The sequence below is a fragment of the Nocardia aegles genome (assembly GCF_052545135.1).
On record NZ_JBQWRI010000005.1, the window covers coordinates 66,730 to 78,619 of the forward strand.

8 protein-coding genes are annotated in these 11,890 nt (G+C 65.5%); 5 read left to right on the forward strand and 3 right to left on the reverse strand.

Annotation, left to right across the window (positions count from 1 at the left end):
- Positions 1-1,228: 1,228 nt before the first annotated feature.
- The 4 genes from ACT89H_RS16000 (at position 1,229) to ACT89H_RS16015 (ending at position 5,373) form a co-directional block, all read left to right on the forward strand.
- Entirely contained in the window at positions 1,229-3,268 is a 2,040-nt protein-coding gene (locus tag ACT89H_RS16000; protein ID WP_445109412.1) for a hypothetical protein, read from the forward strand.
- On the forward strand, positions 3,261-3,791 hold the full coding sequence (locus ACT89H_RS16005; protein WP_445109413.1) for a hypothetical protein: 531 nt from the start codon (positions 3,261-3,263) through the stop codon (positions 3,789-3,791). Before ACT89H_RS16000 ends, ACT89H_RS16005 begins: the two co-directional genes overlap by 8 nt.
- A gap of 166 nt (positions 3,792-3,957) precedes the next feature.
- A complete protein-coding gene (locus tag ACT89H_RS16010; protein ID WP_445109414.1) occupies positions 3,958-4,746 on the forward strand; it encodes a hypothetical protein in 789 nt (262 codons plus the stop codon).
- Positions 4,747-4,866: 120 nt separating this feature from the next.
- Complete coding sequence (locus ACT89H_RS16015; protein ID WP_445109415.1) at positions 4,867-5,373, forward strand: DUF2247 family protein; 507 nt, start codon at positions 4,867-4,869, stop codon at positions 5,371-5,373.
- A gap of 137 nt (positions 5,374-5,510) precedes the next feature.
- Here ACT89H_RS16015 and ACT89H_RS16020 read toward each other — a convergent pair whose 3' ends face one another.
- From ACT89H_RS16020 to ACT89H_RS16030, 3 genes are all read right to left on the reverse strand, one after another.
- A complete protein-coding gene (locus ACT89H_RS16020; protein WP_445109761.1) occupies positions 5,511-6,272 on the reverse strand; it encodes an FAD-binding oxidoreductase in 762 nt (253 codons plus the stop codon).
- Positions 6,273-6,302: 30 nt separating this feature from the next.
- Complete coding sequence (locus ACT89H_RS16025) at positions 6,303-7,460, reverse strand: FAD-binding oxidoreductase (RefSeq protein ID WP_445109416.1); 1,158 nt, start codon at positions 7,458-7,460, stop codon at positions 6,303-6,305.
- 588 nt (positions 7,461-8,048) lie between these two features.
- Complete coding sequence (locus ACT89H_RS16030; protein WP_445109417.1) at positions 8,049-8,984, reverse strand: NADP-dependent oxidoreductase; 936 nt, start codon at positions 8,982-8,984, stop codon at positions 8,049-8,051.
- Between the two features lie 336 nt (positions 8,985-9,320).
- On the opposite strand from ACT89H_RS16030, the gene clpB reads away from it, so the two are divergent.
- Positions 9,321-11,876 carry an ATP-dependent chaperone ClpB gene (gene clpB / locus ACT89H_RS16035; RefSeq protein WP_445109418.1) on the forward strand — a complete coding sequence of 852 codons (2,556 nt, stop codon included), beginning with the start codon at positions 9,321-9,323 and terminating at the stop codon, positions 11,874-11,876.
- Positions 11,877-11,890: the final 14 nt, after the last annotated feature.

Consider the following 11,890-nt stretch of genomic DNA (forward strand, 5'->3'; position numbering starts at 1 on the left):
GAATCTTCTCCCTTTCAAGCTTTCCGGTGTACCACTTTTTCGAAGCCCTGATTCCGTGTTCGGATCGGGGCTTTTTGCCTTCCCGAACCGTATCTGTCCGGTCGATTCCGGCCCGGCACATCCCTGTTCGAACCCCGGCGCAGCGGGCCTACGTGGTCATCCGTCGTTGGTGTTGAACCGGTGCTGCCACGTGCCCCGCCTGGCCGTGGTGAGCCGCACACCTGCACGGTCGACACGGCGGTGAAGACCAGCGACTCCATGACCATGCGGTTCAGGATGTTCGGCGACTTCGCCGACCATGCCGAACCCGACCATCCCAGCGGCTGCTACGCCCTGGGCCGGGGTGGACAACGACAACCATCCGAAATCCGCGACATCAGACGAGCGGCCCGCACCGAGTGCGGGCCGCTTGTCGTATCCGCGTGCCGCGTGCCGCGTGCCGCGTGCCGCGTGCCGCGTGCCGCGTGCCGCGTGCCGCGTGCCGCGTGCCGCGTGCCGCGTGCCGCGTGCCGCGTGCCGCGTGCCGCGTGCCGCGTGCCGCGTGCCCCGTGCTGCGTGCGGGCGTCGGCGTCGCGCCGTCACAACCACATACCGATTTTCCGCGAGGTGTTCCATGGCATCCCCCGACCTTCTTCCGCCGCGGCCTGACTACTCCTGGGTCGCAGAACGTGCCGCCTGGTTTCGATCGATCACCCCGGCGGTCGATCCCGACCTCACCACCGAACCGGAGTCCGGCAGAGGTGGGCGGGTCCACACCTTCCACGGCATGACCCCGGACTCGGCCGCCCGCGCCCTCGACCGGGTCTTCCGCCGCCGGGAACTGGTGGCCTCCTACAGTGAAACCACTGTCGCCGTACCCGTCGAGACCAGCACTCCAGCGCAAGCCGAGACATCCGCAGCCACGACTCCCGTACAGGCACCAGCTCCGAAGCTGACCCCGATCGGTTTGCCGACCAGGCCCGACGCACCGGGAGCGAACGGTAATCCGCCTCCCAACCGCACACCACTTCCGAGCCTGGAGGGAGAAGAAAGGCTCGGCCCGCGCGGGGATACTGGTCCGTTTCCCTCGAAAAACCCGACACCGCAGACACCGTCGAAACCCTCGACGCCACCGGCTCCTACCACCGATCAACGAGGCAACCCCACACCATCCACGCCCGCACAGTCACCGAACCAAACCCCTTCGACCAGCCCTCAGTCAGCAGACACGACCGGCGTCTCTCCCACGATGCGCGTGATCCTGGGGCTCGACAACCCACCCGCCGGGTCGAACCCGCCCAACGGCGACAAACAGCTCGTCGAGACGCTCCTGTTGCCCAGCGACGCCACCGTCACCCACAGCGACGACGGCACCACCACAGTCGGTATCCCCAACCCGGCCACCGGTGGCATCAGCACCACGGTGACCAACGCCCACGGCGCCGTGGTCGCGACCGCCGAATCCGAGATCGTGCCCGGCACAGGCGGGTTGAGCCGCGACACCACCATCACCGACGCGGCAGGCCACACCACCTACGCCCGCTCGGTCGACGACGGATACGGCAACATCACCACCTGGACCGCGAACCCGGACGGATCGCACTCGGTGCGTTACCCCGACGGGCTGATCGTCAAAGAACCCGCACCCGGCTCGAGCACCCCCGCCGAGGTCGTGCAGTTGTCACGTGACGGACGCAGCGGTCACGTCATCGAATACAACCTCGATAACACCATCACCGAGGCCAGCTTCAGACCCGGCGTCCTCGGCACACCGGTCACCGACATCACCAACCCCGATAACACCCACATCCAGGTCGTGACCGTGCCCGGGAACGCCAACGGTGCACCGTTCAGCATCCTCACCCAATCCGACGGCAGCCGCAGCGTCCTGCAACCCGACGGCACCAGCGTGCCGATCGACCGCTACAACAACGCGATCGCCGGCCCCGGCTACGGCAACCAGTTCGACCCCTTCACCGGCACCTGGAGAACCGACCTGGTCACCCGCCGCGGCCCGCTCACCACCGCACCCGACGGCACCAGCACACAAGAATGGTTCTACCACCCGCGTGGCGGTGAAGAATACTCCGTCACAGTCCATTTCGACACCAACCGCAACGTGGCGCGGCTGGAAAACGCCGACTACACCGGCATCACGATCACCGAATACCGAACCGTCGACGGCATCACCTTGCCCACCACACAACACCGCCTCGACGCCGGCCGCGTCACCGACGACGCCGCGCTGGTCTTCGACACCGCCTTCCTCGTCACCGGAGTGGGCGACGCATGGACCATCGGCCGCTGGATCGGAACACGCCTGATCGCATGCCAACTCACCGCCCGCGCAGCCACCCCAACCCAGATCGACCTCATCACCAGTCAACTCACAGCACGCGCAGCAACAACCTTCACCCCCACCATCCCCCGCCAATTCGGCCACACCCCAGATAAGGCCGGTGGGGCAGGAAACAGGAGCGGCGGACGGGCTGGCAACACTGCGGCACCGACACAAGCCGCCGACGCGGCGAAGCCATCCTCATACTCCGATGGGACAGCGTACGCCGACGCAGCAGTACAGGTCGAATCCGGTTCCACAATATCTACAGATTCCGCGCCGCTCGAACGTTCAGGTGCGCCTGGCGCCCGACAAATCCCCCTGGCACCAAAGCTTTCCGATGTATCGACGACAGGTGGCCACCTATTCGGTGGGCTGCTGTCAGCTCCGCGGCGGGCGTATGAACTGCCATCCGATGTCTTTCAGGTCCCGCGCTGGTTGCGCAGCAAGCACTCGGACCTCGACCCTGCGGTGAGACCGCCTCGCGATACCCATTTCCTGGACCCCGATGCCGATCCCCTGCGGCGGCATGGTCCAGCCGCGGAGACACATCCGGAGCAGGTCCAGGAGTTAAAGCTGGAAGCCAAGCGTCTAGAAGTCGAGATCAACTATGGTAATGGTATGGCGTATGGACCCGCTGGAACCCCTGGTAACCCGGGTACCATCACGATGGATCCGGACGCTTCATTCGGCGCGTGGCTTCACGAATTCAAGCATATGCGAGACGATGCTGCAGCGGGGTGGCCCGCAATGGGACGTTCCCTGGAACTTGACTACCGGGCACGTATGGAGAGTCGAGCCTACCGTGAAGAGATAAAATATGCCCAATCTATCGACGACAAGCATTCGATGGTGCTACTTTATCTCAACCTTAAGGAAGAGTTGAAAAAGATCTACATGGGGGATATGAAAAAGGTTCGAAGAGCATTGAAAGGCTTCCGAGATGAATGATGACGATCTTGTGATGCAGGAAGTAATCGAGTTCTTGGAAATGAGTGATGCTGAATTTGAAGCGATGAGTATCGACGATAGAAAGGCTGTCGTCTCTCCGGAGGGCCATGAACGCGTTCCCAAACCAGATTTTCGGGCGTTGAGTATCGTTGAACTGGACGCTCAAGCTCGGCATAGAGGGCCACACTGGATTGCTGCGGTATATGAGCTCACAGACCGGGCCGCGTATGACGACACTGCGGCACGAACTGCGGCGGAGCTGGCGAAGCTTCCCCTTCTCAGAGAAGAACGAGTCTTCCATTGGGCTTCTGCCACGTGGGCTGTGATAAATGAGCTCCTAAGGGCGGACTCGCCCGTAGCACGTTCGTGCGCCTGCGAAGTTTTCGATACTATTGACGAGGCTGAGCAGGCCGATATCCTCATTTGGCTCAAAGCGTCTAGTATCGAACTTGCCCGAGTTGAAAAGAATAATTCTGACAAGTGGGTTCGGGGGGGATATAATAACGTTCCGGATTCTGGTTAGAGATTTACAGAACTTGAACCGCCAGGTCTTCGATGAGCCGGACTCTACCTGGGTGCGTTTTGTCGAAAATCATCTCAGCGGGCGTGCTTTACATGACTATGTCTGGTAGGGGGCCTTTCGTTGCAAATCCTTAAGTGATAGGTGGCATTGCGTGATGGGAGTCGGCATGGTGAACGGGTTGATTAGGAGCCTGCTCTACATTGATTTCGATGGGGTCGCCGTCGATGATCCAGACGATGTCATTCTCGAAGCCCTGGACGATCCCCGCTATAAGCAACGGATCGCCCCGCTCGCGCGATTCCTTCAGGATGCGACAGCTCCGGCGTTCGACCGTTTCCTCGCTTGCTGTGCATTGACCGCGTGGGCTGAACCGGTCGGCTACCGTGCGGTGATCGCGGCCGCCTCGGCGGGAGATGAAGCGGTCTGGTTCGGCGCTCTGCCTCATCGGCTGTTTTCCACGGATGAGACCTTTTCCCAGCTTGCGCACGCGGTTTGGGTCAGCAAGGACTTCGTGCAGGAGAAATCAACGCAAGCGGATCGCTCGGCCGCCTTACGTGCGCTGATCGGTATCGCCGATCGATACTATTTCGACTGGACCCTTGCAGGTGCAATAGATGAAAGTACCGTGGGCACTGTCTGTGACGATGTAGCTGCCACTGTGCGGCGTGGTATTTCTGTGTTGGCCATGAAGAATGAGCGACCAAGTTTCGAGCTCGGTCCCCAACTGGCGGATCTGGCGGTTTCGATGATTTCTGTGGACGAGGCATTGGCTGTTGAATTATGCTCTGCGCTGGCCCGAGTCGATCACTCCACGGGTACTCTCATCCGTCTCGCGGCGATCGTCTCGCACGGAGTGACACCACAAAGCCGATCCTTCGGCGAATATCTGACGACGGTCGGCGTGGCGGATGTTGTCGCTGCGGCTTCTCGGGCATTGTCGAGGCGCAACTTTTAGCTAAATCGGGGGCTGGCGTTAGTAGGTCGATGAATACCGCAGACAGGCCTCAGCAATCGTCGTGTAGATTACCAATTTACGGCCTACCAACGGCACAGTCAACGGAAAGCTGATCAAACCGTGACAGATAAGTTGCTGCAGTTCAGAATCCCTTCCTCATTCGTCGACGCACAGGCTCGGCTGACCGCGACAGAGTTGCGCTATGGCTTTGCCAACCATTGGCTGACTGCTGCCGACGTCGTACAACTGTCGCTCAACGGCAGCGTCATGCCGGACAGGCGTTCGATGGAAATCGTCGATGCGCTGTCGTTGCTGTTGTCCGACGAGCTCGAGAAAGTTCCCGAACTGCTCTGCCAGCTCACCCCCGACGACAGGGCCGTATGGGTGTATCTGGCCTTGGCCTGGGTATACGAGCACCAGTCCGACTTCGCTGATCCGCTCAGGGCCATCGAAATGCTGTACGTGGACTTCGACTACCCCGATGAAATGGAGCCATTCGTCGCATTCATGCCAGTACCCGACGGTGGCACTCCCGGCATCGAAGGGCCGAAGCAACGATGGAGGGAATACCTGACCCAAAGTTGGACGCGCTTTCGCGAAGAAAGATCGGCACACGATACTAACTAGTGTCACGGCATCATCGCTGTTCGCTACGGCGGTTGAGATCGGCGCAGCCGTCGCTGCGGAGAACGATCGCGAGCGAATCGACCTGGACCGTAGGCGGTTTCCGGTTTGAACTCCCGGGTTTCCGGGCCGCGAGTCGGTCAGAGGCCCTCGAATCGGATTCGCTCTGCGGGAGTTCCGGTTTCGAGGAGGCGGTCTACGGTGGTTTGGACCATGGCGGGGGAGCCGCAGACGAGGACCTGGTGTTCGAGGAATGCGCCGTGGGAGCCCAGGACGTCGGCGAGGGTGCCCTGCAACAGGTCGTCGGGTGCGAAGCCGATGTCGACGCGGGACTGCTCGTACCACTCGTCGACCCAGTCCGGGTCGTCGAGGCGTTCTACCACCGGAACCACAGTGAGCCAGGGCAATTCGGCGGCCAGCAGGCAGAGCATGTCCGAGGCGTACAGGTCGCGGGGAGACCGCCCGCCGACGAAGAGGTAGGTGCGTGGCGGCGATGGCTTGCGTGCCAGCTCGAGGATCTGCGCGCGCATGGGCGCCAATCCCGTTCCGCCCGCGATCATCACCACCTCGTCGCCGTCGGGGTCGACCCATAACCCGCCGGCCGGAGCGCCGATCCGCCACTCGTCGCCGGGCTGGGTGTCGGCGACGATCGCGCCGCTGCACCAGCCGCCCGGCACGGTCCGCACATGGAACTCCAGTTTGCCGTCCAGTGACGGCGGCAGCGCGGGGGACAGCCTGCGGCGTACGCCGGGATGCTGCGGCACCCGCACCTCGACCGACTGTCCGGCGGCGAACGGCACGAACTCCCCGATCAGACGGATCACCGCGAGATCGTGTCGCAGGCGGTGATGGCCGACCACAGTCGACGTCCACTCCGGTGCCTGATGACCATTGCCGAGCATGCTCGGATCCCCCAACGGGGCCTCCTTCTCCTACACAGGGTCGCAGCTGATGTTCTGCTCCGGCGTGCCGACCGCGATGAGCGCGCGCCGGGTGTCGGCGATCATCCGGGCCGAGCCGGCGATCTGGATCTGCCGGTCTTCCCACGCGCCGAAGCTGGCGACCACCGCGCCAAGGTTACCGATCAGGCGCCGGTGCATGCCGTACGGTGCGTCCTGCGGCGGATGCGGGTACCACCACGGATTGGTCTTCTGCTCACATACCGGAACGATGGTCAGCCACGGGTTGCTCTGCGAGAGCTGCCACATGTTCTCCACGTCGTACAGGTCGCACGGGTAGCGGCCGCCGATGAAGAAGTGCACCCGCGGGTTGATGCCGCGCTGGCCCATCTCGATCAGCTGGGCGCGCAGCGGTGCGATGCCGGTGCCCGCGCCGATCATGAGCACGTCGCGGCCGCTGTCCCGGTCGACGTGCAGTCCGCCGAGCGGGCCCGCGATCTGCCATCGGTCGCCCACCCTGGTCTCGTTGACGATCGCGGAGCTCACCCAGCCGCCGCGGATCTTGCGCACGTGGAACTCGATCTCGCCGTACGGGTTCGACGGGATGGCCGGGGAGAAGTAGCGCCACATCTTGGGCCGCTGCGGAATGGTGACCGGCACGTACTGCCCGGCCTGGTAGGGCACCGGCCCGTCGGATTGCAGCCGCACGATGGCCAAGTCCTCCAGTACGCGACGATGGCCGACCACAGTGGCCTCCCACACCGGCTGCGACTTGTCGGAGTTGGCGCCGATGGCCATGGACGCGGAGATCAGGATGGTGATGTCGCGCCAGCCCTCCTCCAGGCTCCGATTCCAGGCCGCGCCGTGGTAGACGCGGAAAGCCGCCAGCAGAGCGCGGCCCGCCATGTCGTAGTGCGCGGCCTCCACGCCGTATTTGCGATGGTCGCGGGCGAGTTGCTCCAGGAACTTCTGTGCCCGGTCCCAGTCCTCCAGGTGATCGAGGACGTACTGGATGGCCGTGGCGATCCGCTTGCCCTGCATCTCCATGGCGGGCGGGAACAACTCGCGCAGCCGTGGGTTCTCGGCGAACAGATGTCCGTAGAACGCACTGACCAACCGCTCGGGTCCATTCGGCGACTCGATCACCGAACGAAAATTGGCGCGGACCAGCGCAGCCGAACGCGCATCCACGACGTGGAGCTTCCTTTCCCTCAGTTCTGCCCGGGGACATACCCGTTACCGGCGGTCTCCCGCCGACAAGTATCCCCGAAAATGCCGTGGTCGTGTGGGTATCAGGCCCAAGACCCGGGCAAACGGTAATCGGTGGGCAAACGGCGGATGCCGCTGACCCGTCGGCTACCGGCGCCGGAGGAGGACCAGGCCGGGTTTCCGCGTCGATGCGGTATGGGCGGATGCGGCTTCCGGCTGGTCAACCTGTGCCGGTACGCACCGCAGGCACGACCTGCTCGGTGTAACGACGGATCTGCTCGTCCAGTTCCCCTCGGTCGGGCAGAAGACGAATCCGTCGATCCGCCGGCCACGGTGCAGGCCCGGCAGGTCGTCGACCCCAGCGCTCGGGCGGGCCCTCCAGGACGCCGCGACCGGCCCGTCGGCGGTGCTGGTCCCCGACACGTTCGACACCCGCGCCACCGTGACCGGAACCCGCGGCCCGCTTCGTCGAGGAACCCCGGCGGCGCCCATGCGGCGGACCGCACCCAGCCGCCGGCGGCGCGTCGTCCGGTCCGGCCGGAGTATGCGGGGACGCCGACCAGGTACCGCTCAGATGGCCAGTACGGTCTTGCCGCGTGCGCCGGGCGCTCCGATGACCGCGGGTCCCTCCGCGAGTGGGACGGTCGCGTCGATCGGTACGACCACGTCACCGGCGGCGACGCGCTGGATCAGACGGGCCAGTTCGGGTGCCCGGCCCGTGGATTCGATGTTGCCGCCGCGGAGCGATCGCGCGCGCAACGCGTCCTCGTCGGCGGCGAAGGTGGTGGAGTAGACCGTGCCGCCGTCGCGGACCAGCGTGGTCAGTTCGGCCAGCGCCTCGGGCGGGCTCACCAGGTCGAACAGGACGTCGATGCCGTCCGGATGCGCGGCGGCGACCTGGTCGCGCACCGGTCCCGCGGTGTAGTCCACCGTCTCGGCCGCGCCCAGCCGGGTCATCTGATCGGCGGAGTCACCGCGCGCCGTGGCGATGACATGCGCGCCCGCGATGTTCGCCAGTTGGACAAGGAAGGAGCCGACGCCGCCGGTCGCGCCCACGATCAGCACGGTCTGGCCCGGCTGGATATGGGTGGCGTCCACGAGGTCCTGCGCGGTCACCCCGGCCGTCGGCAGCGCGGCGGCCGCGACCGTGGGCACGCCGGGGGGGATCGGCACCAGCGTGCCGTCCTCCGGGAGCACCGCGTACTCGGCGAAGCTGCCGTGACCCACCGGCGGTGTGAGGAACTTGCCGACCACCCGATCGCCGACGGCGAAGCGGCTGACGCCCGCGCCGACCGTGGCGACCGTGCCCGCTCCGTCCACCCCGAGGATCATCGGAAAATCATGCGGCAGTTTGCCGTCCAGGATTCCGGACGCCACCTTCCGGTCGAAGGGATTCACCCCCGCCGCCTGGAGCTGGACCCGCACGGATCCGGGCCCGGGCTCGGGCATCGGCATCTCGGCTAGTTCCGGCGTCGCTCCGAACTTCTGTACCACGATCGCGCGCATCCATTCGCTCCTCGAGTCGGGGTGAAGAGTGCTGCAACAACTGATGGCCGAGGTCATCGTAGGCATCCCAAGCCCGTCGACGTGCGGAATCATCGCATCGGCGGTGTCACGGAGCGTCGCGTTCGCCGGTGTCGGGGCGTAGCGTTCGACACGATCCGGCGGCATCACGGCGGCGCGTGAAATTTCTGAACTTGAGCGGAACAGACTCAACCTTTTGGACGTTGGACGGATAAGAACGGCGCCGGGCCGAAGGCGGAGCGGGACGAGGCGAGGGCTTCGGTCGAGCGATCACGCTCGGCGCCGTGCGAATCGACTCGACTAGTAGGAAGGTGACTCGTGGACTCGTTCAATCCCACCACCAAGACCCAGGCGGCACTGACCGCCGCCCTCCAGGCGGCCTCCGCCGCGGGCAACCCGGAGATTCGTCCGGCGCACTTGCTGGTGGCGTTGCTGGATCAGACCGACGGCATCGCCGCGCCCCTGCTGAAGGCCGTCGGAACCGATCCGGCGGCCGTGCGACGCGAGGCACAGGACATCGTGGACCGGCTGCCGCGGGCGACCGGCGCCACCACCACGCCACAGCTGGGCCGCGAAGCGCTCGCCGCGATCACCGCGGCGCAGCGCCTGGCCACCGAGCTCGGTGACGAGTACGTCTCCACCGAGCACGTGATGGTCGGTCTCGCCGAAGGTGACTCCGACGTGACGATGCTGCTCACCAAGTACGGCGCCACCGCCGACGCGCTGCGTGCGGCGTTCACCGCGGTACGCGGCAGCGCCCGGGTGACCAGTCCCGATCCGGAGGGCACCTACCAGGCGCTGGAGAAGTACTCCACCGACCTCACCGACGCCGCCCGCCACGGCAAGCTCGACCCGGTCATCGGCCGCGACACCGAGATCCGCCGGGTGGTGCAGGTGTTGAGCCGTCGTACCAAGAACAACCCGGTGCTGATCGGCGAGCCGGGTGTCGGCAAGACGGCCATCGTCGAGGGACTCGCCCAGCGCATCGTGGCGGGCGACGTCCCGGAGTCGCTGCGCGGGAAGTCCGTCGTGGCGCTGGATCTCGGCGCGATGGTCGCGGGCGCGAAGTACCGCGGTGAATTCGAGGAACGGCTCAAGGCCGTGCTCGAGGACATCAAGAACAGCGCGGGCCAGATCATCACCTTCATCGACGAGTTGCACACCATCGTCGGCGCGGGCGCCACCGGTGAGTCGGCGATGGACGCGGGCAACATGATCAAGCCGATGCTGGCTCGCGGCGAGCTGCGCCTGGTCGGCGCGACCACGCTGGATGAGTACCGCCAGCACATCGAGAAGGACGCGGCCTTGGAGCGGCGCTTCCAGCAGGTGCTGGTCGGCGAGCCGTCGGTGGAGGACACCATCGGCATCCTGCGCGGCATCAAGGAGCGCTACGAGGTGCACCACGGCGTGCGCATCACCGACTCCGCGCTGGTCGCCGCGGCCACGCTGTCGGACCGCTACATCACCTCCCGGTTCCTGCCGGACAAGGCGATCGACCTGGTCGACGAGTCGGCCTCGCGGTTGCGCATGGAGATCGACTCCCGCCCGGTGGAGATCGACGAGGTGGAGCGCGCGGTGCGCCGCCTGGAGATCGAGGAGGTCGCCCTCGCCAAGGAGACCGACGAGGCCTCCAAGCAGCGGCTGGAGAAACTGCGCGCCGAACTCGCCGACGACCGGGAGAAGCTCAATCAGCTGACCACCCGGTGGCAGAACGAGAAGAACGCGATCGACCAGGTGCGCACGCTCAAGGAGGAACTGGAAGCGCTGCGTGGCGAATCCGAACGCGCCGAGCGGGACGGCGACCTGGGCAAGGCGGCCGAACTGCGCTACGGCCGGATCCCCGCGCTGGAGAAGCAGCTCGCCCAGGCCGAGCAGTCGTCGGCGACGGCGGGCGACGGCGAGGTCATGCTCAAGGAAGAGGTCGGCCCGGACGACATCGCCGAGGTGGTGTCGTCCTGGACTGGCATCCCGGTGGGCCGGATGCTGGAAGGCGAGACCCAGAAGCTGCTGCGCATGGAGGATGAGCTGGGTCGCCGCGTGGTCGGTCAGACCGAGGCGGTGCAGGCGGTGTCCGACGCGGTGCGCCGGGCGCGCGCGGGTGTCGCCGATCCGAACCGCCCGACCGGCTCGTTCATGTTCGTCGGCCCGACCGGCGTCGGCAAGACCGAACTGGCGAAAGCGTTGGCGGACTTCCTGTTCGACGACGAGCGCGCCATGGTCCGCATCGACATGAGCGAGTACAGCGAGAAGCATTCGGTGGCCAGGCTGGTCGGCGCCCCGCCCGGCTACGTCGGTTACGACCAGGGCGGTCAGCTCACCGAGGCGGTGCGGCGCAGGCCCTACACGGTGGTGCTGTTCGACGAGATCGAGAAGGCGCACCCGGACGTGTTCGACATCCTGCTCCAGGTGCTCGACGAGGGCAGGCTCACCGACGGCCAAGGCCGCACGGTGGACTTCCGCAACACCATCCTCATCCTGACCTCGAACCTGGGTGCGGGCGGTGACCGGGAGTTCGTCATGAACGCGGTGCGTTCGGCCTTCAAGCCGGAGTTCCTCAACCGCCTCGACGACGTGGTCATGTTCCACGCGCTCGACGAGGAGCAATTGGAGCAGATCGTCGACATCCAGCTCGAGCAGCTGCAGAAGCGGCTGGCGCAGCGCAGGCTGAAGCTGGAGGTCAGCGATTCGGCGCGGTTCTGGCTCGCGGTGCGCGGCTACGATCCCAGCTACGGCGCGCGCCCGTTGCGCAGGCTGATCCAGCAAGCCATCGGCGACTCCCTCGCCAAGGAACTGCTCGCGGGCGAGGTCACCGACGGCGACAGCGTCAAGGTGACCGTCAGCCCCGACGGGGACGGCCTGATCGTCGGACGGTGACGAGCGAACAAGCG